The following is a 23,837-nucleotide window of genomic DNA, read 5'->3' on the forward strand; positions in this document are numbered from 1 at the left end:
AAACTCTATATTCTATTATAATAAATTTATTAACCTTTTAAATTTTCTAAATAAGAGATAATATCTTCAACATTATCTACTATAACAATATCAATTCCATAGTCTTTCATTTGTTTAGCCTTATCTGAATTTCCTATAGGGGCAAAAAATATCTTTGCTCCTTTCTTTTTAGCAGCAACTATTTTCTGTTGAATACCATCTATCCTACCTATACTTCCATCCAAATCAATAGTACCCGTTCCTGCAACTTTCAACCCATGAGTAATATCTTCTTTAGTTAAACGGTTAAATATCTCTAATGTAAACATACTACCAGCCGAAGGCCCCCCAATCTTGCCAGCATTAATACTAATATTAATTGGGAATTTATACTCTCTCTTATAAGGAGCAACAAATACACCTATTGAAGGATTATCTGAATTTTCTTGTAATGCTAAAGTTCTAAGCTGATAATTTTCTTTCTTTCCATTCCTTATAACAGTTATCTTAACTTCTTGACCCACTTCTCTATCTTGTATCTTCTTAATTGTATCAGTCAATAATTGTACAGGTTTATCATCTACTGCAACTATAATATCTCCATCTTTTAACTTACCATAAGCATCTCCCTCTTCTAAAACCTTAACTATCTTTACCCCCTCACCAGTTATTTCAGGGTTATAACCTGCTTCTTTTAAAGCAACAGCTGTAGCTTTTAATTGGCTTTCTTTCATCATCTCTAACATTAATTCTGCATACTCATTCATATCAATTCCTTGTGGCTTAGGCCTTAATTCAATGAATTTAGGTTTAAACAACTTAATATATATATAGTCAAATAACCTAGCCTCTCTCATGGAAACGGCTGTCAACATCACTTCACCTTCTATAGGATATTTGTTAGCTTTTACTTTCACCATTGGTGCTAAAGTCTTAGCTACTCCTGGTGAAATTCTATAATATCCCACAGGATAGAATACTAGAAACCCTACTATTAAAATAAGAATTAATCCAAAAATCAGAAGCTTATCTTCTTTATTTATCCTTCTCATTATTATCCCACTCCTCTATTAACTTTCTAATCTTGGGAATAAGCTCTTTGGCAGCTTTATAACCCAAATCAATAGATCTTTCAGCATGATCTAAACCAGTAGAAGGTATATTACCAACCTCTGGAATAATCAATAGATCAGCCCCAGTATTTTTATGTTTAGCAAGCTCTTGTTGCATAATATCTATTGAATTCATAATCACATCAAAAATATTATTCACTTTACTACCATGTATTAGATTATGGCTAACCTCTACCCCAATAACTAGATCAGCTCCTAATTCCCTAACAGGACTAACAGGAACACGATTAATAACAGCACCATCTACTAACTTTTTCCCTTCTAATTCATAAGGTATATAAATACCTGGTACAGACATACTAGCTCTCATAGCATCTGCTACTAAACCTTTATCTATAATTACTTCTTCTCCAGTTTCTATATCAGCTGCCAAAGCTACAAAAGGTATCTGCAAATCACTGAAATCTTTATTTTGAGTTAACAAATCAAAAAAGTCTCTAATTTTATTCCCTGCTATTAAACCTTTTCTAGGAACAGTAATATCAGTTAGATGCTCCCATTTCAAGTGAGTCGCTAATTTCTCTAATTTATCTAACTCTTGACCAGCAGAATAAAAACCACCAATTATGCTTCCCATACTTGTTCCACCTATATAATCAATCTTAATTTCTTCTTCTTCAAAAGCCTTTAAAACGCCTATATGTGCTAATCCCCTTGCTGATCCAGCTCCTAAAGCTAAACCAAGAGTTGGCTTCATTTAATCACCCCATAATTTAAAGTTCTGATAGCCATTTAATAATTTATCCTTTATATAATTATAAAACAAAACTTCTATTTATCCAAAAAGATTATGATATCTTTCTAATATCTTACTCCATTAGATAGTAATATATGTAAAATGTTATTGTCTCATTTAAAACTTTATCATTTAAAACTACTACTGAAAACAAAAAAAGCTCAGGGGGATCCCCCCCTGAGCTTTTATGTATTTTATTACTCCTCAATAGCCTCTACTGGGCAAGATCCAGCACAAGCACCACAATCGATACAAAGATCAGCATCAATTTCAAATTGAGTAGCACCTTCAGAAATAGCCTCTACTGGGCAAGTACTTTCACATACACCACAAGAAATACAAGAATCATTAATTGTATAAGCCATTACATTCACCTCCAGCTTAAATAAGATGATAATTCCAAAAATATTGATTAATTTTAAATATAACTAAAAAACTTAAATTAAATTGATTATGTAAGTAATTATCTTACGCTAATAGAATAGCATATGTATATTATCTTGTCAATAAAAGGAGAAAAACATAAATGATAATCACAATCAATTTATACAAACTAAGCAGATAAGATAAAAACTATATAACTCTATCTAATTTCTATCTTGCTTACATTAATACCTACATTAATTTTTAAATCACCATTATTATATTCCCAATCGTCACTCTTTATTCCATCTATCATTACCATATTAGGCTCTAAAGATAAATTTTTAAATCTAATTAAATAATTACTATAATCTAATTGATAATTCTCTATCAAATTATATATTCTAAACTCTAATTTCCCACCTTCATAAAGATAACTAAAATCTCTGACATTATATTTTCCTTGCTGATAAGCAAAACTAATCCCATCATCTTCATAAAGACGATAATTATCTTCTCTCACATCAGTACTCAAATATACATTTAACTCCAATTCTTCTATCTGCTCTTCACCAACATAATTCATAGACGGAGCTAAAGGCAGAATACTACCTGCTTTAATAAAGATTGGCATTGTCTCTAAAGGTGCCTTAGCTATAATATTCTTTCCACCATCATAACTATTTCCAGTCCAGAAGTCATACCATTCTCCCTCTGGTAAATATACCATTCGCTCGCTTCTATCTGGTTGATATACCGGTGCTACTAAGATACTATCACCAACCATAAATTGATCTGATAGGTTATAGGTCTGTTCATCATCTGGATACTCTAAAATCAAAGGCCTCATTACAGGTAATCCACTTTGATAGGATTCATAAAAAAGATTATAGAGATGAAGCAAGAATCTATAACGCAACTTAATATACTTTCTAATTATCTTTTCATAGTCTTCACCAAAAGCCCAAGGCTCTTGATTAATATTATTAATAGCACAATGATTTCTAAAAAATGGCATGAACATACCTAGCTGTGTCCAACGGGTCAATAACTCCCCATCACTATTATCGGAAAATCCTCCTACATCTGTTCCACAAAAACTAATCCCCGAAAGTCCCATATTCATCAACATCGGTATCGCCATCTCTAAATGAATCCAAAAACTACGATTATCTCCTGTCCAGACAGCTGAATAACGTTGAATTCCTGAAAAACCTGCTCTAGTTAAGACAAAAGGACGTTCATTAGGTTTATATCTCTTTAAGCCTTCATAAGTAGCTTGCCCTTCTAATAATCCATACAAATTGTGAAAACGGCGATGAGTGCCTAAATCACCATCATTGTCATGGACAACTTCTATATCCATAGTACTACTACCATTGAAGATAGCAGGTTCATTCATATCATTCCAAATACCTTTAACTCCTTTATCTAATAATAACTGATGCTTATCTCCCCACCATCTTCTAACCTCTGCTTTTGTAAAGTCTGGTAACAGACACTCACCAGGCCATACCTTACCGATATAATATTCTCCATCTAAATACTTACAGAAGTAATCACCTTTAATACCTTCTTGATATAGATTATAGCGAGGGTCTTTCTTTACCCCAGGATCAATAATCGTTACTACTTTAAAACCATCCTCAGCTAAATCATTTAACATATGTTTAGGTTGAGGGAACTTCTGTTCATCCCAAGTAAAGACCTTATATTCATCCATATAATGAATATCAAGATGGATTACATCACAGGGAATATCCTTTCTACGAAATTGCTTGGCTATCTCTTTAACCTCTTCCTCAGGATGATAGCTATAACGAGATTGATGATATCCTAAAGACCATTTTGGTGGCAAAGGCATCCTTCCTGTCAAATCTGTATAATTTTTAATTATATCTTTGATACCAGTACCATTAATAAAGTAATAATCTAACTTACCACCTTCAGACCAAAAAGAATAATATTTTTCAGAGTTGAGACCTAAATCAAAATGGGTCTTATAGCTATTATCAAAATAAATTCCATAGTTTCTTCCTTGACTAAATCCAATCAAAAAAGGAATTGATTGATATAAAGGATCTGTGCTTGGTACATGAGGGTTGAAAGTATCGGTATTCCACATAGTATATTTACGTCCTCGTTTATCTAAATATCCAGTCTTCTCCCCTAGTCCATAGAACCTTTCATTTGGCCCTAACTCTTTCCAAGCTCTGACCTCATCACCACTCCAACCTAGAGAATGCTCGCTATAATCTTGATGAATCAAATTACCCTCTAAATCATAAAAACTTAAAAAGAACTTCGTCTTATTAATTACAATTTTTAAAGAGTCTGTTCTTACCTCTAACTTCTCTGCTTTATCTTCAATAGTAAAATTGTTATAAGATAGATCATGCTTAATTACAGCTGGAGTATTACTCAAATCCACTTGATTATCACGCTTAGCCATAACTACTCTAACTATATCACTACTTAAAAACTCTAAGATTATTCTCCCCTCTACTAATCTTAGAACTAATTTGTTTTCTTCTTTGTGATGACCTAAATATTCACTTAAAATAAAATAATTATTGTTTTGATCAAAACTTCCTCTATCTATAATCTCAGAACTATTCATTCTTATCAACTCCTATTTATATCTAGTGTAGAACCCACTTATTTTAAATTTTTAACTGAATCGCGTTCAATTAATTCTATAGAAAGTGTTAATGAATGATCATCAGTTCTCTTACCAGCAATTAGACTAATCAACAGCTCTGTAGCACGCCTTCCCTTTAAAAATACTGGTTGACTTATTGTACTAAGAGAAGGATGTAAAAATTCAGTATAAGGGAAATTATCAAAGCTGACAACTGAAATATCCTCAGGAATATTAAGTTTAAGTTCATTTAACTTCTTATAGATTCCAATACTCATGATATCCGCAGTTGAAAAAATTCCTGTTATATCATGATTCTGATTTAATAACTCCTCTACCCCTTGGTAGCCCCCCTCCATAGAAACACCTACATTACATATATTCTCTTCTTTAATAGGAATATCTCTTTCAAACAATGCCTTTTGATAACCTTTAAATCGTTCCATATCAACGCCATCTTCTATTAATTCGCCACTAATCAAAGCAATCTCCTTATGCCCCAAATCCAATAGATGCTTAGTAGCGATATATCCACCATATTCATCATCAATACCTATTTTATAGAAATTATCATTATCAGTATAGCTATCAATCAAAACTACAGGAACTTTAACTTTAGCTAAACTATTTAAAAGTTTAGGCAGAGCACCAATAATAATTAAACCATCTAAATCTCTTTGCAAAATTATACTTTTTATCTTATCAGCTGTAATAGTAGAAGCAATAAGTAATATACTATAACCTGCTTTTGTACTTGTTGACTCTATACTATTGAGTATATTACCATAGAAGGGATTATCAAAATTGAAATTATCCTTAGTGCTTTTAACTGCTTCATCATTATTACCCCAATCAGGAATTAGCACCCCTATTAAATTACTCTTTTGACCCACCAAATTCCGAGCAGAGAGATTAGGTTGATATCCTAAGCTTTCAACAGCCTTCAACACCTTTTCTTTGGTTTCAACAGTTACATTTCCTTTATTATTAATTACATATGATACTGTAGCAATAGAGACTCCTGCTTCTTTAGCAACATCTTTAATTGTAACCCCCATTAGAACCTCCCCCTTAAGAATTGAAATGATATATGGCTTATAACCATTAACTCTGTATCTCTTAATCATTAGATTGAAGAATTTTAGATAAATTGTATTATAATCATCAAACTTTAGAATAAAAACTACATATATACCTATAGATATTAGGACAGTTTTAACTATTGGCTACTAGCCACTGGATTAGAGCTTATAAAAATAATACTAATAGCTAGAGGCCAAAATATCACTTTATACCCATTAAATTTCATTTTAAGGTTTCTGATCTATATAAAAAAAGCAAACAAGTTAATTTAAACGTTTAAATTAAAGAAAAAAATAAAATACTCTTAGCTAGAGCAGTTCTAAACATTTACTTATAATTGTTAATTAGATATATTTCATACCTCTACCAAATTATAACACCAAACAATTTTGTTGTAAAGAAAATTTTGTTTTAAAATCAGTGTGGGCATAATTTATAATATTAAACTTTCTTCACTCCCACACTGACAGTAGTAACACTTTAATAATCTCTATCTACAACCATATCAGCCAAATCTATTAATATCTCCTGATAAGAATGATCTGCTAAACCTTTAAGCTTAGTTTTAGCTTTATTAATATAATCTGTGGCCACAGACATTGTATAGTCTAAAGAACCATTATTAGTTATAATCTCTTTAATTTCTTGATTATTATCTACTGGATTATCTAACAACTTTTTTAAACAATTAGCAGAATCACTTTCATAAAGACTATATAGGATTGGTAAGGTATAGATTCCTTGAGTAAAGTCATTTCCTTCTGGCTTACCAATGCCACTACTCTTCTTGCTAAAGTCAAAAAGATCATCAACTAATTGAAAAGCCATACCTATATAACGTCCATAATGTGATAAATTTCTTACTACAGATTTAGACAGACCTGCACTCCCTGCTCCTAAAGCACAGCTTCCCTCAAATAATAACGCTGTCTTCCTCTTAATTCTTTTAAAATAGTCTTTATAACTTACACTTATATTGTATCTATCTTGATGCTGCTGTATCTCACCTTCACAAATCTGCTGAATCACCTTAGATACTTGCTTTAACTGCTCATTTGTAGCCTTCCCTGCTAAGATATCAAAGGTTAAAGTGAAGAGATAATCTCCAGCAAAAACAGCTACATCTTTACCATATTTAGATTGAGCAGTTTTTGACCCACGCCTTAAATCAGCATCATCTATAATATCATCATGGATTAAAGTTGCCATATGAAGAATCTCTAAAGCAGCAGCTAATAACCATACCTCTTCTTTCTTATACTCTCCAAATTTAGCTGTAATCATTAATAAGGCTGGACGAAGTCTCTTTCCACCTGATTTAGCTAAATCAGAAATTGCCTCTTGAATCAAAGGCTGCCTACTAACTAAAGAACCTTGTAAATAATCTTCAAATTCGACTATTTCTTCTTTTATAATGGGGAATCTGTCCCAAAACAATCTAATCACCTACTTTACATGATTTCAATATAAATAATCCTTTATTTTAGATTTGACAATTTATATTTATCGTCTTTAGTAATTTCAAACTTCTTCTTTAAGTTATCTGTAATATAAATTTCATTCTCTTCAGTAACCAATATTACCTCTACACCATCTAATTGACTAATCAATTCCATCCCTTTCCTTACCCCCAGAATATAGACAGCAGTAGATAACGCATCTGCATCAAAAGAACTTTCAGCTATAATAGTAGCACTGATTACTCCATTTCTAGCTGGATAACCAGTCTGCGGATTCAAAATATGATGGTATCTAACTCCATCTTCAATAAAGTAACGTTCATAATTACCAGAAGTAACGACTGTCTTGTTCTTTACCTTTACAATCCCTAGTATTTCACCGCGATTTTTCGCTTTAGGATCTTGAATCCCTACCTTCCAATTAGAACCATCAGGTTTAGTGCCTAAGACAGATACATTCCCACCAAGACTAATATAAGCACTCTTAATTCCCTGACTCTTTAATAATTCAATTACCTCATCAGCAGCATAACCTTTGGCAATCCCACCTACATCTAAGATCATACCTTCTCTTGTTAGGCTAATATTTTGAGTTTCAGGATTTAATTTAACCAGCTGATAATCTACTAATTTCAACTTGTCTGCCAATTCATCTTTAGAAGGAACCCGCTGATTTTCACTGCCTATACCCCATAATTTAACCACTGGACCAATGGTAGGATCAAAATAACCTTGGCTTAGTTTAGCATAATTCAAAGCTTTATTAATTACTTGGTAAGTATCATGACTTACATTAACCCCTTTGATCCCAGCAAACTTATTAACTTGGTTAATCTCACTATCTTCAATATTCAAACTCATCTCCTGCTCTAACTCATCTATTAGATTGAAGGATGATTTAACTATAGCATTTACACCTTTACCATAAACCTTCAACTGGACTATAGTTCCCATCTTATAGTCACTTTTAAAAGTAGAATTTTTAGTATTTTTAGCTGAACAACCTAATAAACCTATACTCATTATTAACAAACAAAAAATTATACATTTCTTTTCTTTATTTAACTTCATTTTCATCACCACATATCCTCTTTTTAATTTGATGAACAAAGGCCAAAATAAGTTAATTTAATAAGTAAAAGCCAAGTTAACAATAAATTATAAAAACTTCATTATATATAGAAGATAAAGAAGAATCTAAATTTACTTAGAAACAGATTGAAACCCAAGCTTTTTTTGACGCTGATTACATTCCGATTTAAAACCTTAATAATCTTTTATTCTTTAAACCTGTTTTGTCTGAGTAAATCACTCAAGAGTACTTCCTCAGTAATTCTTCTCTGGATTTGAACAGATCAACCCTCCGCAAGATTTTAATTCTTATGTTTTTCCCTTTAGGGTGCTGCGTCTAATAAATTCTTTTGATTTTTAGTTCTTAAAAGATTAGTAGAATTTAAATTTTAGGTATATAATATGAATCCTTTATTAATCGTATATAAATTAATTCTTCAGTCATTTATTCGTGTTAATTCGTGGCTAAAAAATATTTTAGTAAGTACTTATATTTTAATGAAATTCTTTAATTCAATTTATATAAATTATCAAGTATATATACACTTAAAAAGAATTTAAAATATTTTTGCCACAAACTAATACAACACTGTAAAAGAAGTTGTATTTTATTTATCCGATACCTAAGCGACTCTAAAACTCCCACTTCTATTAAGTGTGAGATAAAGAGACGCTATGGTCCTGGATTCGTTCTAGGGCCTGTTCTTTAGGTTATCCCTTGGGACTAAGTTTCAATGGGAGATAAAAATTCCCATTGAAACTAAGAAGTCACTTTATCTAGCAAGTAGTCTTGAACTTCGCTCTGAGTTATTTGTTCCTTCAGAGAAGTACTCTCAAAATTATAGATATTGATATAAAACAAATATATAATACCTACCTTATTTTGATTCACTATAATCTATATCCATCTCTCTGCTCTCGTTTAAACCTTTCCTTTTTAAGGTTAGCATAATATAAGTAATTTCTAAACTAGTTAATTAATTCACATAGCAATTTAATAATACTATTGAACAATTTCTACCTTCAATAACTTTTATCCTGCAAGAAATTATAACCTTTTATAAGATTATAAAGGATTTAGAAAACTATCATAGAAATATACTAAATGTAGAGAAAATACTCTATTAAAATTTATAATTTTATATAAAGGAGGGAAGAAATGAATAAGAATATTGTTATTCTAGGAGCTGGTTATGCTGGAATTGAAGCTGCAAAGGATTTAAATAAGAGATTTAGAAATAATCCTGATGTTCAAATTACTCTAATTGATCAAAACCCATATCACACACTATTAACAGAACTTCATGAAGTCGCTGGTAATAGAGTAAGTAGTAGCGGTTTAAAGGTATCTCTATCCAAAGTATTTGATGATACTAAAGTAAAATTAGTACAAGATAAAATTATAGATATTGATCCTAAAACCCAACAACTAAGTTCTGATAATAATGAATACAATTATGATTACTTAGTATTAGGAGTGGGTAGTGAACCAACTTACTTTAAAATACCTGGTATGGAAGAGAATTGTTTCACTCTATGGTCTTTAGAAGATGCTAAGAAGATCAATAGTCATGTAAGAAGAATGTTTAGCTTAGCCTCTACTGAAGCCGATCTAGAAAAAAGGCAAGAATTGTTAACCTTCATTATTGGAGGGGGCGGCTTTACCGGAATTGAAATGGCCGGTGAACTTGCTGAATGGGTTGAGGAGTTATGTGAAAAATATGAAATTCCTAGAGAAGAAACTAGTATTAAAGTTATAGAAGCAAGAGATGAAATCCTAGCAGTTTTAAGCAAAAAAAGAGTTGCTAAGGCCGAGCAATATCTTAGTGAAACTTTAGAAGTTGAGCTTCTAACTAGATCTACAATTACTAATGTAGAAAAAAATAAAATTATTATTAATGATGATAATGTTAGCTTTAAAGGAAAAAAGGAAATCAAAAGTAACACTTTAATCTGGACCGGTGGAGTTAAAGCAAATAGTTTCGTTAAAAAACTAGGTTTAGAAATAAATCACAGAGATAGGCTAGTTGTTAATGAGTATTTACAAACTTCTATTCAAAACATCTATGCTATTGGTGATAATGCCTCAATTTTGTGGAAAGAAGGAAGAGAGTTACCTCAATTAGTAGAGTCGGCTTTACAGACTGGACAATGTGCAGCTCACAACATATATGCTGATATAACAGATGAAGAGTTGAAAAAATTTAATGCTAACTTACATGGAGTTATGGTATCTATAGGTTCTAATTATGCTGTAGCAGAATTGAAACCTATACCTTCAATCACTATTCCTTTGGTAGGATTCTTAGCAATGATGACTAAACATTTTGTTAACATGCATTATCTATTTGGTGTAAATGGCTTTAGTTTGATTTGGGAATATATAGAACATCAATTTGGAGAAGTTAAAGGAGGTATTGGTATGCTAGTAAGACACTTTTCTAAGAAATCTGGAACTTTTTGGTTAGCTTTCTTAAGAGTATTCTTAGGAGTTAGATTCTTAATAGAAGGAATCCATAAACTCCAAGAAGGTTGGCTATTTGGCTCTGATGAGCATTTGATTTCTGGCGCTTCATCAATGCTATGGAGTGAAGGGACACCAGAATTATATATTACTTTTGCCAAAACATTTATTGAGCCAAATCAAGTACTATTCCAAAAAATAATGGTACTCACTGAAATTGGTGTCGGCTTGAGCCTAATCTTTGGTTGCTTAACTATTATCGGTGCTTTAGTTGCCATGACTCTAAGCGCTAACTTTATTATAGGTGGGCTAGGATCAGATGCAGGAATTTGGGAACCGGTATGGTTGTTCTTAATCTCAGTAGCTATGTTATCTAATGCTGGCAAGGCCTTTGGTATAGACTATTATCTATTACCTTGGATATTTAATCTATCTAAAAAACCGGCGAAATATTTATAACACTTATAAATATCTTAGGACTATGCCCAAAAATAATCTAATTAATCTTAATTGATAGGTGGGAGAAAGATGTTAACTAACTATTGGAAGGCTTGGTGGAAAGCATTGAGACCATTTTCCTTTACCACTGCTTTAATCCCGACTATTTTGGGAGGTCTACTGGGATGGATAGAAGGAAAATTTAGTTTAGCTCTTTTCCTGCTAGTCATAACAGGTGGAGTCTTATTACAAGCAGGAACTAATCTAATCAATGATTACTTTGAATTTAAACAAGGTTTAATTGGAGATAAAGCCAATTTAGGAATCTCATTTAAAGATAGAACTCCTATCGAAAAATTCATCTTTATCTCTGGAATACTCAGTTTTGCTAGTGTAATACCTTTAGGTCTTTATTTCATCTACCTTCGTGGTTTACCTATCTTAATTTTAGGAATGATTGGACTATGGGGTGGATATGCGTATACAGGTGAACCCTTTGTTTACAAGAAAAAAGGTTTAGGCCCATTGCTAGTATTCTTCTTAATGGGTAATCTGATGGTGTTTGGTAGCTATTATATGCAAACTGCTAATCTTTCATGGTATCCTTGGTTATCTTCTATACCTATCTGTCTACTAACTTCATTGCTATTAATCAGTAATGAGCTAAGAGATATTAAAGATGATGCTAAACATGGAATTAAGACTATGTCTGTAAGATTAGGAGAAAAGAAGAGTATCAAAATATTCAGATTAATATTTATAGTCACTTATATCAGCCAGATTATTCTAGTAGAATTTAATCTATTATCTCAGCTTAGTTTATTGACTATAATAATTAGTCCTATAGGGCTTCGCTTAAATAGACTAATTGTTGCCAATAGAAAAAAATTAGTCTTTGAAACGGCCTATTTCCATCTCTATTTTGGCTCTATATTGATAATCAGTGAACTATTATCAAAGCTTATTATTTAAAAGGAGGAAGATAAATATGAAGAAGTATTTAAGTTTAAGTCTAATATTCTTATTATCAATTGTAGTATTAACAGGTTGTGCAGGAAATAAAAATGTTACAACTAATCAGGAAACTAAACAAGAAACAGATGTAGTAGCAACAGCTTCAATAGTAAGTGATGAAGATGCTTTTATAAAAGCTATCAGCAAAGATGGTAATTGGATTGTAGCTACATTAAATGATTTAACTTTTGACCAAGAAATTGTGATAGAAGGTGAATTCCATAATAAAGGTAAATCTAGTAATGACTTATATCGTAAATTAGCTCCTTACGCTCAAGATGAAGATCATAATATTACTGAAAGATATACCATTACTGCACCAAAGATGATTATCAAAAGTCCTAATACTAGATTCCAAGGTGGTATCTTTGTTGGGGATATTTATGTTCAAGCTAATGGATTTAATGTAAATAAAGCTACAGTTAAAGGAAATATTTATTTTGCCAAGGCAGAGTATAAAGAAAGCTTTAAAGTATCCAATGGTAAAGTAACTGGTGTTACTAAAGTAAAATAGTCTTATCTATAGAAAAAAGAATAATAACTGAGGACACAGGTATATACCTGTGTCCTTTTATACCTAAACCCTATCAATTACTATTCTATCTAAAGATAAACGAGGTCTTGGAGCTGGATTATCTGATCCATAACCTATCGGTAATAATGCTACTGCTTCCAAGTTATCATCTAAATTTAGTATTTGAGATAATTTCTTCTCGTTAAACATCATTAACCAACAACTACCTAAACCTAACTCAGTTGCTTGTAAAGCCATATTTTCAATAGCAATAGATAAATTTAAATGTAAATACCTCTTGATATCCTCTTCGCTCATTTTACGACCTTTATACTTAGAAGGATCAATTTTTTCTAATGCTGTTCCTTTTAAAGCGCCTACTTCCTGTAATTCTTTAAGTCTATCATTCATTTCTTCTAAAGCTTTATAATCTACACAACAGACTATTGTAACAGGGGCATCTCCAACAAAATCTAAAGTACAACCTCTCAATTTTTCCCTCATCTCATCAGATTCTACTACAACAAATCTCCATGGTTGTAAATTAGTACCTGATGGAGCCAATCTAGCAGCTTCTAAGATTAAATCTAAATCTTCTTTTTTTACTTTATCTGACTTAAAATCTCTAATACTTCTTCTCTCTCTAATCGCTTCTTTAACATTCATCTTTAATCACTCCTATTTATTATTTATAATTAGCCATTATGTATCTAGTTTAATACCTTAATATTTTATTATTTCCTTATTTAATATTTATCATAATCTCATAAAATCACCCCTATTTATATATGTAATATTTTTTATTACATTTATTGCAAAAATATTATCCTACTATTTATTATTAAAAAATATATCATAGCAGGATAACCTTAATGTAATTATAATTATTACAGTTCCTTTTGTCAAGTTCTTCTTATAAATCTCTGATTCAATATTAAGATTAGGTAAACTTATTTTCATAAAAAAATTAGAGAATAAGTACTATTTAGATTCACCCTTTAATATGTTAAAAACATCTTGAATAGTATATTCTTCTAAAAACTCTTCCACCTTCTCCTCTGCTTTATAAAATATAATATCTAAAACATCCTCAATATTGGCACCAATCTCACAATTACAGCTATGGCACTTAGGTTTTAATGTATTTTTAGATGTTAATCTATAGATATCATTTAAAGAAATCTTATCTGCAGATAACTTTAATCTAAAACCACCTTTAACCCCCTCCTTAGATTCAATATATCCATTCTTTCTTAATAAACTCAATATTTTTCTAACTCTTACTGGATGAACCTTCATACTTTCTGCCATAGACTTACTTGTTTCCATATTTTCAGAACTATAAATAAGTAAGATCAAGCTATGAACAGCAAGAGCAAAATCACTATTCATCATATAATATAACCCCTTCTAGAATTCTTATTTTCTACATTGCTTAGTATAAAACTTAGTAAGAAATATGTCAAGAAACTCAAGAAGTTTTTTGCATAAAGAAAATTAGATCACAATTTATAAATAATATCATTAATTTGCTTAAATTTTATAATTTTGCATCAGCTTATTTTAAAAAATCCCTTAGATAAAATTGTGATTCTATGGTGTAATTTAAATATAATACATCTTACAGATATAAATTCCTATAATTTAATGACAAATAACAAGTAAGCAGCAAGTAAAACAACTTTTCAACTGTTGCTAGTCAATTTTTACTGTCCCTTTTCCCTTTATATATAATTTAATTTAAAATTAACATATCTATATTAATAGCTCATATAAATTATAGCACTTCCTTAATATATTCTTCCATATCTCCAGGCTGTATATGAGGTTCAAACCTCTTTAGAACCTTCCCATCTCTACCAACAACAAACTTGGTAAAGTTCCATTTAATTGAATTACCATGAATAAAGCTAGGAAATCTTTTACTTAAAACAGAATGTACTAATTTCTCATTAGGATCTTCTAATTTAAAACCTTCATGAGGGGCTTTAGAAGTAAGATATTTAAATAATGGTATAGCATTTTCGCCTCTAACATCAACTTTAGCAAATATAGGAAACTCTACTCCATAATTTATGGTGCAAAAACTCTGGGCATCTTGACTACTTCCAGGTTCTTGATTTGCAAATTGATTGCAGGGAAACCCTAAAATTTCAAGACCATCTTCTTGGTATTTCGAATATAGTTTTTGTAAATCTTCATATTGGGGAGTAAATCCACACTTGCTAGCAGTATTAGCTATAATAAGTACTTTACCTTCGTATTCTTTCATACTAACCTCGTTACCAGCTACAGTTTCAACTTTAAAATCATAAATAGACATCTGACCATCTCCTTAAATTTTTACTTCTATATCAAATTATCAACCAAATTATACAACTTATCCTTTAATAAGCTAACATCTTCCTCTTTTAAACCACTTTTGCAAAAAGCTTTTCGAGGTACTTCATAAGCCCCATCTTTTAAAGATATTCCTTCTGTTGTTAATGATATAATTAAAACTCTCTCATCTTCTTTACTTCTACTTCTTAAAATAAAATTCTTCTTCTCCAACTTCTTTAATACAGGTGTTAAGGTACCTGAATCTAAATATAACTTCTCTCCAATGTCCTTCACAGGAATATTGTCTTCTTCCCACAAAACTAACATTACTATATACTGTGTATAGGTTAAATTTAATTTTTTAAGATAAGGCTTATAAATCTTAATAATTTCCTTAGAGGCAAGGTATATAGGAAAACACAACTGATTCTCAAGCTTCAATAAATCTTCTTCAGTAATTTTTATCTCCTCCTTTTAATTTTAAACAATTATATTTTGCGCAATTCAATTGTGCGCAATCTAATTATAACAAATTACTATTTTTATTTCAAATTATTTATTACTTGCCAGCTTTTATTATCTCAATAATAACCAATACCTACTCAATATAAAAAGAGGGGCTATCAATTTGATAGCCCCTCTTTTTATATCTAAGGTTAATACCTCTTATATGGATTTTTAGCTCGTGGTTTATCAATAATTTCTTTAAATATGATCCCTCTTAAAATATCTTCTTCCATCTTCTCTCGATTAATAAAAGCTTCTTCCTCATCCTCAGTGTTACTCTTGATTTTTATTTTGTTATTATTATTTATATTATTATTTATACTATTATTTTTCTTTCTATTTTGTAGTTGTATATCAGAATTATTATCTAAAGTTCTTTCTAATGACTTCTTCTGTGGGGATTCTATATTTTTAGATTTGCTATACTCCATACTATTATTTTGAGGATATTTTTTATCTTGTGAATTAACATCTTCATTATCTTCTTTTTTTATAACAAATTTCAATACTATAAACCCTATCCAAAATAAGAATGGTAGAAAATTTTCTATAAAATCCACCTAATCATCTCCTACTATTTATCTTTTTTATTAGATTTAGCAGGACTATTTCCATTTCCTAGATCAGAAATATTTTCCCTCATTTGAGTATCTGCTTTAATATTCTGCATATTCATATAATCCATAACACCCATCTTACCTGTTCTTAATGCTTCTGCCATAGCTTTAGGAACTTCAGCTTCAGACTCAACAACCTTAGCTCTCATCTCTTGTACTCTAGCTTTCATTTCCTGCTCTTCTGCTACAGCCATAGCTCTTCGTTCTTCTGCCTTCGCCTGAGCAATCTCTTTATCTGCTTCAGCTTGATCAGTCTGTAGTTGTGCACCAATATTCTTTCCAACATCAACATCAGCAATATCAATAGATAAGATTTCAAAAGCTGTACCAGAATCAAGTCCCTTATCTAATACAGTTTCAGAGATAGAATCTGGATTCTCTAATACCTTAGTATGGGCTTTTGCAGAACCAACAGTAGTTACTATTCCTTCACCAACTCTAGCTAAAACTGTCTCTTCTCCAGCTCCACCCACTAAACGTTCAATATTAGCTCTTACAGTTACTCTAGCTGTAGCCATTACCTGAATACCATCCATAGCCACTGCAGTTACTACTGGAGTTTGAATCACCTTAGGATTAACACTCATCTGTACAGCTTCTAATACATCTCTACCAGCTAAATCAATAGCTGCAGCCCTCTCAAACGTAAGATCGATTTCAGCGCGCTGAGCAGCAATTAAAGCATCTACTACTCGATCTACATTACCTCCTGCTAAGTAATGTGCCTCAAGCTGATCTGTTTTCAACTGCAAACCTGCCTTATGAGATTTAATCATTGGTCCAATAATTGCAGTAGGAATAACCCTTCTTAATCTCATACCAATTAAATTAAGCAAATTGATCTTTACTCCAGCAGCAATAGCTGAAATCCAAAGTCCAACTGGAATGAAGTAAAAGAACAAAGATAAAAATAAAAAACCAAAAACAATAACTAAAATTGCAAAAGGTCCACTCAAAATTATCATCCTCCTATAAAATTATTCTATCTATAAAATTTAATAGAGTTAGATCATTAATCTCACTCCACTAATCTCACTACGACTCTACTTCCTTCAACTTTAACAACCTTTACTTGCTCTCCTTTAGCAATAAATCTACCTTCACTAACAACATCTAACCTATCATTATCTAGCTTTATAATACCTGCTGGTCTTAATGGAGTTAATGTGATCCCCACTTTATCCAATACTTCATCTCTCTTAGAAGGAGCTATATAGCCAGCCTCTTTAGTTTGACTCTCAGATAATGAAATTTTACTCCATAATTTGCTAGTACCAAAGATCTTGAGCATTACTATAGTTGCAGCAATAGATAAAATTAATACTGTTGCTAAAATACTTAAAGCAATATCAGGACTAGGAAATAGGAAATATAAGCTACTAAAGATACTAATGATCCCTCCAATTCCTGTTATTCCAAAACCAGGAACTACAAAAACTTCTAAAACTATAAGTATTAAACCTACAATGAATAAAATTATTAATCCCCAACTAGCTACTCCATTAATAATATAACCACTAAAAAATAAAGCTAAACTCACTAGCCCTATTGTACCACCAACTCCCCAGCCAGGTGCTAAAGCTTCAAATACTAATGCTATAAAAGCAACAGTTAATAAAATAACACTAATATTAGGATTTGTAACAAATCTAGCTAGTTTTTCAGCAGTAGTAGCTTTAATTTCTACTACTTTAGCATCTGTTAAATTTAAACTTCTTAATAAAGAATCAAAATCATCTACTACTAAATCAGTCATTTGATTTTCTAGAGCCTCTTGAGCAGTTAAAGTCAATAACTTTCCTGCTTCTATCAGTTCAGGAATTTCTATATCTGAATCAACCATAGCAGCTGCTAAATCTGGATTCTTATCTCTTCTTTCTGCTGTAGCTTTAAACTCCTTTCGTAAAGCCGAAATATATTTTTCTTCCTTAGGTCTTGTTTCAGCCGCTCCCATACTACTACCTGGAGCCATTATCAACTTTTCTCCAGCTAAAGCAATCAAGGCTCCGGCAGACCAAGCACGATTAGACACATATGTAATAGTTTGAATCTTAGAATTAAATATAGCATCTCTAATTTTAATTCCTGAATCAACTAGACCTCCATAGGTATCTATTTTGAAGATAATAGCATCTGCCTCTGAATTTTCTGCTTCTTCTATACCTTTTCTTACTAAGTTTAACATACCTGGGTTTACAGTTCCTTGAATTGGTATCTGATAAACTAAATCAGATGGTCTAGCTTCTAATGAAATATTGACAGCAGCAATTGTTATTAACATTAACAACAGAGATAATATTATTCTCTTCAATACTTCACCTCCTATCTCTAATTATTCTAAGCTATAGCATATAATCTCTTATTTCTTATTATTACATATTTAATCGAAAAAAATAAAAATCCTCTAATTTATTCTAGTTTTATAGTTCTATTTTTATAAAATCATATAATAAATTGGATAGAATAAATAGCATCTATAAATCATTTTCAGTTACTTCTTCCTCTTTAGATATTAAATCCTTAATCAAATTTCTAAGATAAGAGGTTCCTTTCTTTTTACTATATATATAACCTATAGTAGATGTAAATAATGCTCCTAAAGCATCCACTATTAGATCTCCCATAGTATCATCTAAACCAGATTTTTGCATATTAGACCCTAATAAAGAGTCCATAGCAAATTCAAATATCTCCCACAAAACACCTGCAGTTACTGCAAAAGCAAAAGAAAAAATCGCAATAAATAAGCCACTTAATGCTAAATTAACCTTAGAATCTCTATTCAAAATATAAATTAAAATAAAACCTATAAAACCAAGAATTATACCTGATAAAGTATGAAGCATTATATCCCACCACCAAAATTTAAGATAGTACTCATTTAATTCTCCTAAATATAAAGATGCAAAGATAAAAACAAGTATAATCATTTGAAAGCTTGGTGGAATATAAATATATGCCTTCTCTTCTAATAATAACGGAAGATAAGTTAAAAGTAACATTAAAACTGAAGCAAAAAGGTTAAACCAGTTTTGAGTGAGAACATTACCAACTATAGCGCCTAATAAAAACAACCTAAAAAGATTGGCGAATAACTTATATAATTTATGCTCTTGATTTTCCATCTAGTTTCTCCTCCTTTCAACTGGATTACTTTAATCAAGATCAAGATAGATCTCTAAAAATTTATAACTATAGTGCAAAACTCAATATATCTTTAATTAAAAAATAAATATTTCTTCTATAATAATATCATATTTATTTATTTCATTATAATTTACAATAATCATAAAATAAAGGGTCGAAGATATAATCTCCGGCCCTTTATTTCTTAACTTATTAGAATTAATTATGCTGTAGCTTCATTATTCTTATCTAAAAATTTTACATTCTTAGCTAAGATTCCAGTCTTATAACACATATCCCCAGTTTCTTTATCCTCCCAACTATCAACTTGGATTCTACCTTCAATTGCTACTAATCTACCTTTCTTTAGAAATTTAGCGCAATGTTCTGCTAACTTCCTCCAAGCTTCTACATAGATAAAATCTGCCTTTTGGCCTTTAGCTTTATATTCGCGATCAACTGCAACTACCAAATTAGCTTTTTTTACCCCGCTAGAAAACGTTTTAACTTCAGGATTTCGTGCTAATCTTCCCACTAAACTTACTTGATTTAACATTTAAACCTCCACCTCTCATAAAATATTTTTCTTATAATAACCATCTATCCCATGATTATACATAAAGATAAGAAATATTTATAAGAGTGAGCTTATATATCTAAAGATCATCAAAGATAATCTTTTTTAAAATATAATTACTATATTCTAAACCCTCTTCTAAATTACTAAACTCACCATTCAACTGAGCGTCATAAATTTCTTTTAATATTTTCCCCATCTTCTTACCTGGTTTAACTCCTAGCTCTATTAAATGCCTCCCTTTAATAATTGGCTCTACTTCATCTTTAACGTGATTATATACCTTTAAGATATCATCTATATAACTTATATCAGTTGTTACCTTTCTTCCTAAAGTATCAGCTTTATGTAACTTTAACAACCGAGGAATATCCACTTGATTAACCAATTTTCTAACAGCTTTTTTAGATAGATTATTTTTTAAATCTAAAGGTCTCATATGATACTTTATAAGTGCTCTCACCTGACTAATAATCTCCTTATTATCGGTAATTTTAGTTAAAAAAAACCCTACTCTTTTAGCACCTTCATTTTCATGACCATAAAAATGAACTCTATCAACCTTTTTTATTCTTTTTACATATGCTTTACCAATATCATGATATAATATTGCTAACATTAAAATAATATCTCTTTCTGATATAGACAAGACATTAAGACTTAACATTGTATGTTCAAATACATCTCCTTCTGGATGATATTTTTCACCTTGTTCTATCTGAGACAAATCATCTATTTCAGAAAAGTAAGAAGATAATATTCCTATTTTTTTCATCCACCTAAAAGCAATTGAGGGGTATTTAGCCTTTAGCATTATTTTTTCTATCTCAATAAAGATTCTTTCTTTTGCTATCTTCTCTAAAGTAGGAATCAATTTTTCACATAACTGTTCAGTCTCTTCATCAACTTGAAAATCAAATCTAGCTTTAAATTGAGCAACCCTCAATATCCTTAAGGGATCTGCTTGAAAACTTTCTGGGCTGATATATCTTAATATACCTTTCTTAATATCTTCTTGACCACCATAGATATCAATGATTTCATCCTTCAACGGATCATATAGCATAGAGTTAATTGTTAAATCTCTTCTAGCACAGGCTTCTTCTATAGTCATCTTAGGATCTACTTTATAATGCTCTCCTTTAACACCAACTTCTGTTTTATGAGGAAAAGAAAATTCATAATCTTCTAACAGATAAATAGGATAAGATTTCCCAACTAGTCTGAATCTACCATAGTTTTGCAAAATATTTTTTAGTTCTTGCGGAGTAATACCATAAACCTCTATATCAACATCCTTACTCTCAACATTCAAAATTTTATCCCTAACATATCCTCCTACAATGTAAGCTTTCCCTCCACTACTTTTTATATCTTTAAAAATTGATTTTAACATCTTAAAACCACCACTTTTTATTTTAAACTTATTATCCTCATACAATCTAAAACTTATAAATACAAAATTCAATATATAATAATTATCAAACCCAAACTAATAATTTTTAAAATAAGAATTATAAAGACTGATAATAATCTTAAATCATTCTACAGATTTATATATAATAGATATAAGCCAATATCTATTTAAAGATTAAACTAATCTTTCCTTCTCCCTAATAATAAAGAATCATCAATGATAAGATCTATATTGTATGAATAATATCGGATAAATAAGCCAACTTGAAAAAATAAAAGTAATAGTGCCACCGATATTAACTTTAATATTCCTAAAATTTTTAACTAAATTAAATATAAACACTATAAGATTAAAGATTACACCTGATAAATATATCCACTTCAACTTTTCCACCTCATTTTATGAAAATATACAATTTTTTTACTACAATTAGTAACTATTATTGAGTATATTGTAGCTATTTTCAAATATTTTGTCAAATAATCTTCTTCATACTAACTAATATATTAACAACTTATATCTGTAATTATCCAGCTAATTAAGAACATTAGATACTAATAATTACTGATAAAATAGTACTAATCCCTTTATACTTTTAACAATTAAATAATCAATATCCAATACAAAGCTTAGAATTATTTATTTATCCTAAATTTAAAAGTAATATTATATTTACAACTTAAATATTAATAAATAAGGAAACTCAATAAAGGAGGGAAGCTTTTGAAAAATAATATCGATAAAAAACTAGTACATATAAAAGCAATTATTGCAATCTTATTTACTATTTCTATAATTATATTTTCAGAGCAAGCATTCGACTCTGCAGTAGATGGACTGCATACTTGGTGGGATATTGTCTTTCCTGCCCTACTACCATTTTTCATCATGGCAGAGATATTAATGGGACTTGGAGTAGTTCATTTTATAGGTGCTTTATTAGAACCATTAATGAGACCTTTATTTAAAGTGCCTGGAGTTGGTGCATTTGCTTTAGCAATGGGCCTTGCTTCTGGTTACCCTATTGGTGCTAAGATAACAGGAAATTTGAGAAGAGAAAGGTTATGTACACAAGCTGAAGGAGAGAGATTAGTATCTTTTACTAATACAGCTGATCCTTTATTTATGATTGGGGCTGTAGCTCTAGTTACATGATTATAAAAGAAAAAATCAATAACAATAAATATACTACCAGTTTTTCTATGCAAAAAATATAAAAAGACCTCCTAGGAATCTATTCCCCAAGAGGTCTTCTTTATCTTAAAACTTACCTTTGATTTTAAATTCAATTTTCTTTTCTAGTCCATGTTCTCCCCTAATATCTCTAACTAAATTTTCTACTAAATTAGTATCTAGATCAAAGCTAGTTATTTCTACTTCCCCAATTCTCCCCTTTTAGCTCTTGCTTTTAATCTAATGTCAACTTTTTTCTTGATAGGATCATCAATTTTATAACCAGCCTCTTCTAATTCTTTAATGATTTTCTCTGAAATTGCATCAACTTGCTGCAAGATCTCAACTTCTGAAAAATTATCAGCAACTACATCGATAATATCATCAACTTCAGTTAGTACAGGAATAGATTTAGATAAATAATGATCTATCTCTGGCATAAACTTTCTGGCAATCACAATAACGACACTCAAAACCCCTAACAATGTAATAATATTTTCAACACTCATATTAACACGCTCCTAATAATTATTTTTTAACTTCTTTCATCCCATCTTGCTTTATAACCACGAACATCTAAATGAATAAATGTATCATACTTACCTATACCATCAAAGCCTAATCCTTCTGCTATAGCTTCCATATCATCTGCATCATAAGGTAAATTATTAAGAGATATATCAACTGCTTTTCCAAATAGATGCTGACTATTGGGACTCCCCCCTACCTTTTGGTTATAATCTGCATTTCTATAAGCAGAATTTATCACAAGAGGTTGACCCACGTTATCTCTTAATTTTTGCAGTTTCTCTACTAATTCACTATCAATTACAACTTGATGGCTACCATCTTTGCACTCAAACTCTGATAACTTAAAATTTTTGCTTATTTGTATATCATTGATCAAAATCTCACCTCCTCTCAAATAAAAAAAGACACCCTAAGGTGACTTAAAATATCTTTGGAATTTTCTCTATACCTACAAGTGACATTGCTATAGTAACAATCGTCACTATTAAACCAAATATAACTTTCCACATATTTTTGATGAAATCCCTATCCCTATCCTCAAAGTAATCTTTGAGATTAAAGACATCTTCTTTAGTGGCTGTTTCTTTCAAGTGTTCTTTGATTTCAGATACATCACCCTGAACATTCTTCATATCACTTTCTAGTCTGGTTACTCTATCGTTTAATTCCAA

General features: G+C 30.6%; 23 protein-coding genes and 1 pseudogene. 4 read left to right on the forward strand and 20 right to left on the reverse strand.

The features are described 5' to 3' along the window. Positions 1-29 precede the first annotated feature (29 nt). The 7 genes from OREMA_RS0112930 to OREMA_RS0112960 form a co-directional block, all read right to left on the reverse strand. On the reverse strand, positions 30-1,031 hold the full coding sequence (locus OREMA_RS0112930) for a YlbL family protein (RefSeq protein WP_018249688.1): 1,002 nt from the start codon (positions 1,029-1,031) through the stop codon (positions 30-32). Then, the gene (locus OREMA_RS0112935; protein ID WP_018249689.1) at positions 1,015-1,809 is read right to left on the reverse strand and encodes a patatin-like phospholipase family protein; all 795 of its coding nucleotides are present in this window, start codon (positions 1,807-1,809) and stop codon (positions 1,015-1,017) included. The genes OREMA_RS0112930 and OREMA_RS0112935 overlap by 17 nt, the downstream gene beginning before the upstream one ends. Positions 1,810-2,045: 236 nt before the next feature. Next, entirely contained in the window at positions 2,046-2,213 is a 168-nt protein-coding gene (locus OREMA_RS0112940; protein WP_018249690.1) for a DUF362 domain-containing protein, read from the reverse strand. A 218-nt stretch (positions 2,214-2,431) separates the two neighbouring features. Next, positions 2,432-4,831 (reverse strand): glycoside hydrolase family 31 protein, encoded by a 2,400-nt coding sequence (locus OREMA_RS0112945; protein ID WP_018249691.1) that lies wholly within the window; start codon positions 4,829-4,831, stop codon positions 2,432-2,434. Positions 4,832-4,869: 38 nt separating this feature from the next. Next, positions 4,870-5,910: a LacI family DNA-binding transcriptional regulator gene (locus OREMA_RS0112950; protein ID WP_018249692.1), complete on the reverse strand. Its 1,041-nt coding sequence runs from the start codon at positions 5,908-5,910 to the stop codon at positions 4,870-4,872. A gap of 505 nt (positions 5,911-6,415) precedes the next feature. Then, on the reverse strand, positions 6,416-7,372 hold the full coding sequence (locus OREMA_RS0112955) for a polyprenyl synthetase family protein (protein ID WP_018249693.1): 957 nt from the start codon (positions 7,370-7,372) through the stop codon (positions 6,416-6,418). A gap of 41 nt (positions 7,373-7,413) precedes the next feature. Then, positions 7,414-8,472 (reverse strand): FAD:protein FMN transferase, encoded by a 1,059-nt coding sequence (locus OREMA_RS0112960; RefSeq protein ID WP_018249694.1) that lies wholly within the window; start codon positions 8,470-8,472, stop codon positions 7,414-7,416. A 1,153-nt stretch (positions 8,473-9,625) separates the two neighbouring features. On the opposite strand from OREMA_RS0112960, the gene OREMA_RS0112965 reads away from it, so the two are divergent. From OREMA_RS0112965 to OREMA_RS0112975, 3 genes are all read left to right on the forward strand, one after another. Then, positions 9,626-11,389, forward strand: a complete 1,764-nt coding sequence (locus OREMA_RS0112965; protein WP_018249695.1) for an NAD(P)/FAD-dependent oxidoreductase — start codon at positions 9,626-9,628, stop codon at positions 11,387-11,389. A gap of 69 nt (positions 11,390-11,458) precedes the next feature. Further along, a complete protein-coding gene (locus OREMA_RS0112970) occupies positions 11,459-12,340 on the forward strand; it encodes a prenyltransferase (RefSeq protein ID WP_018249696.1) in 882 nt (293 codons plus the stop codon). A 16-nt stretch (positions 12,341-12,356) separates the two neighbouring features. Next, a complete protein-coding gene (locus OREMA_RS0112975) occupies positions 12,357-12,896 on the forward strand; it encodes a hypothetical protein (RefSeq protein WP_018249697.1) in 540 nt (179 codons plus the stop codon). Positions 12,897-12,959: 63 nt separating this feature from the next. On the opposite strand, the gene OREMA_RS0112980 is transcribed toward OREMA_RS0112975, so the two are convergent. From OREMA_RS0112980 to OREMA_RS0113025, 10 genes are all read right to left on the reverse strand, one after another. After that, on the reverse strand, positions 12,960-13,562 hold the full coding sequence (locus OREMA_RS0112980; protein ID WP_018249698.1) for a nitroreductase family protein: 603 nt from the start codon (positions 13,560-13,562) through the stop codon (positions 12,960-12,962). A gap of 315 nt (positions 13,563-13,877) precedes the next feature. After that, positions 13,878-14,291, reverse strand: coding sequence for an Rrf2 family transcriptional regulator (locus OREMA_RS0112985; RefSeq protein ID WP_018249699.1), 414 nt, complete (start codon positions 14,289-14,291; stop codon positions 13,878-13,880). A gap of 382 nt (positions 14,292-14,673) precedes the next feature. After that, on the reverse strand, positions 14,674-15,219 hold the full coding sequence (locus OREMA_RS0112990) for a glutathione peroxidase (protein ID WP_018249700.1): 546 nt from the start codon (positions 15,217-15,219) through the stop codon (positions 14,674-14,676). Between the two features lie 26 nt (positions 15,220-15,245). Further along, on the reverse strand, positions 15,246-15,677 hold the full coding sequence (locus tag OREMA_RS0112995; protein WP_026189008.1) for a MarR family winged helix-turn-helix transcriptional regulator: 432 nt from the start codon (positions 15,675-15,677) through the stop codon (positions 15,246-15,248). Between the two features lie 197 nt (positions 15,678-15,874). Then, the gene (locus tag OREMA_RS0113000) at positions 15,875-16,285 is read right to left on the reverse strand and encodes a hypothetical protein (RefSeq protein WP_018249702.1); all 411 of its coding nucleotides are present in this window, start codon (positions 16,283-16,285) and stop codon (positions 15,875-15,877) included. A gap of 14 nt (positions 16,286-16,299) precedes the next feature. Next, complete coding sequence (gene floA, locus OREMA_RS0113005; protein WP_026189009.1) at positions 16,300-17,307, reverse strand: flotillin-like protein FloA; 1,008 nt, start codon at positions 17,305-17,307, stop codon at positions 16,300-16,302. A 53-nt stretch (positions 17,308-17,360) separates the two neighbouring features. Beyond that, on the reverse strand, positions 17,361-18,653 hold the full coding sequence (locus tag OREMA_RS0113010; RefSeq protein ID WP_018249704.1) for an NfeD family protein: 1,293 nt from the start codon (positions 18,651-18,653) through the stop codon (positions 17,361-17,363). A gap of 163 nt (positions 18,654-18,816) precedes the next feature. Continuing rightward, positions 18,817-19,467, reverse strand: a complete 651-nt coding sequence (locus OREMA_RS0113015) for a hypothetical protein (RefSeq protein ID WP_018249705.1) — start codon at positions 19,465-19,467, stop codon at positions 18,817-18,819. A 224-nt stretch (positions 19,468-19,691) separates the two neighbouring features. Next, the gene (locus OREMA_RS0113020; protein ID WP_018249706.1) at positions 19,692-20,024 is read right to left on the reverse strand and encodes a single-stranded DNA-binding protein; all 333 of its coding nucleotides are present in this window, start codon (positions 20,022-20,024) and stop codon (positions 19,692-19,694) included. A gap of 100 nt (positions 20,025-20,124) precedes the next feature. Then, the gene (locus OREMA_RS0113025; RefSeq protein WP_018249707.1) at positions 20,125-21,441 is read right to left on the reverse strand and encodes a CCA tRNA nucleotidyltransferase; all 1,317 of its coding nucleotides are present in this window, start codon (positions 21,439-21,441) and stop codon (positions 20,125-20,127) included. A 777-nt stretch (positions 21,442-22,218) separates the two neighbouring features. Here OREMA_RS0113025 and OREMA_RS0113030 point away from each other — a divergent pair. Next, positions 22,219-22,608, forward strand: a pseudogene (locus tag OREMA_RS0113030) (nucleoside recognition domain-containing protein); the annotation flags it as partial. Positions 22,609-22,835: 227 nt separating this feature from the next. Here the strand turns inward: OREMA_RS0113030 and OREMA_RS17815 are convergent. From OREMA_RS17815 to OREMA_RS0113045, 3 genes are read right to left on the reverse strand one after another with little or no spacing between them, the layout of a single operon-like run. After that, entirely contained in the window at positions 22,836-23,144 is a 309-nt protein-coding gene (locus tag OREMA_RS17815; protein ID WP_018249709.1) for a hypothetical protein, read from the reverse strand. Between the two features lie 26 nt (positions 23,145-23,170). After that, a complete protein-coding gene (locus tag OREMA_RS0113040) occupies positions 23,171-23,542 on the reverse strand; it encodes a YcbK family protein (RefSeq protein WP_018249710.1) in 372 nt (123 codons plus the stop codon). 43 nt (positions 23,543-23,585) lie between these two features. Continuing rightward, positions 23,586-23,837 carry a hypothetical protein gene (locus OREMA_RS0113045; RefSeq protein ID WP_018249711.1) on the reverse strand — a complete coding sequence of 84 codons (252 nt, stop codon included), beginning with the start codon at positions 23,835-23,837 and terminating at the stop codon, positions 23,586-23,588.

It is taken from the genome of Orenia marismortui DSM 5156 (assembly GCF_000379025.1).
GTDB classification, from domain to species: domain Bacteria; phylum Bacillota; class Halanaerobiia; order Halobacteroidales; family Halobacteroidaceae; genus Orenia; species Orenia marismortui.

What these genes read in the sequence shown, in the direction of transcription:
- OREMA_RS0112930 (WP_018249688.1), bottom strand. Translation starts at nt 1,031, where the DNA reads ATGAGAAGGATAAATAAAGAAGATAAGCTTCTGATTTTTGGATTAATT.
- OREMA_RS0112935 (WP_018249689.1), bottom strand. Translation starts at nt 1,809, where the DNA reads ATGAAGCCAACTCTTGGTTTAGCTTTAGGAGCTGGATCAGCAAGGGGA.
- OREMA_RS0112940 (WP_018249690.1), bottom strand. Translation starts at nt 2,213, where the DNA reads ATGGCTTATACAATTAATGATTCTTGTATTTCTTGTGGTGTATGTGAA.
- OREMA_RS0112945 (WP_018249691.1), bottom strand. Translation starts at nt 4,831, where the DNA reads ATGAATAGTTCTGAGATTATAGATAGAGGAAGTTTTGATCAAAACAAT.
- OREMA_RS0112950 (WP_018249692.1), bottom strand. Translation starts at nt 5,910, where the DNA reads ATGGGGGTTACAATTAAAGATGTTGCTAAAGAAGCAGGAGTCTCTATT.
- OREMA_RS0112960 (WP_018249694.1), bottom strand. Translation starts at nt 8,472, where the DNA reads ATGAAAATGAAGTTAAATAAAGAAAAGAAATGTATAATTTTTTGTTTG.
- OREMA_RS0112965 (WP_018249695.1), top strand. Translation starts at nt 9,626, where the DNA reads ATGAATAAGAATATTGTTATTCTAGGAGCTGGTTATGCTGGAATTGAA.
- OREMA_RS0112970 (WP_018249696.1), top strand. Translation starts at nt 11,459, where the DNA reads ATGTTAACTAACTATTGGAAGGCTTGGTGGAAAGCATTGAGACCATTT.
- OREMA_RS0112975 (WP_018249697.1), top strand. Translation starts at nt 12,357, where the DNA reads ATGAAGAAGTATTTAAGTTTAAGTCTAATATTCTTATTATCAATTGTA.
- OREMA_RS0112980 (WP_018249698.1), bottom strand. Translation starts at nt 13,562, where the DNA reads ATGAATGTTAAAGAAGCGATTAGAGAGAGAAGAAGTATTAGAGATTTT.
- OREMA_RS0112985 (WP_018249699.1), bottom strand. Translation starts at nt 14,291, where the DNA reads ATGATGAATAGTGATTTTGCTCTTGCTGTTCATAGCTTGATCTTACTT.
- OREMA_RS0112990 (WP_018249700.1), bottom strand. Translation starts at nt 15,219, where the DNA reads ATGTCTATTTATGATTTTAAAGTTGAAACTGTAGCTGGTAACGAGGTT.
- floA (WP_026189009.1), bottom strand. Translation starts at nt 17,307, where the DNA reads ATGATAATTTTGAGTGGACCTTTTGCAATTTTAGTTATTGTTTTTGGT.
- OREMA_RS0113015 (WP_018249705.1), bottom strand. Translation starts at nt 19,467, where the DNA reads ATGGAAAATCAAGAGCATAAATTATATAAGTTATTCGCCAATCTTTTT.
- OREMA_RS0113020 (WP_018249706.1), bottom strand. Translation starts at nt 20,024, where the DNA reads ATGTTAAATCAAGTAAGTTTAGTGGGAAGATTAGCACGAAATCCTGAA.
- OREMA_RS0113025 (WP_018249707.1), bottom strand. Translation starts at nt 21,441, where the DNA reads ATGTTAAAATCAATTTTTAAAGATATAAAAAGTAGTGGAGGGAAAGCT.
- OREMA_RS17815 (WP_018249709.1), bottom strand. Translation starts at nt 23,144, where the DNA reads ATGAGTGTTGAAAATATTATTACATTGTTAGGGGTTTTGAGTGTCGTT.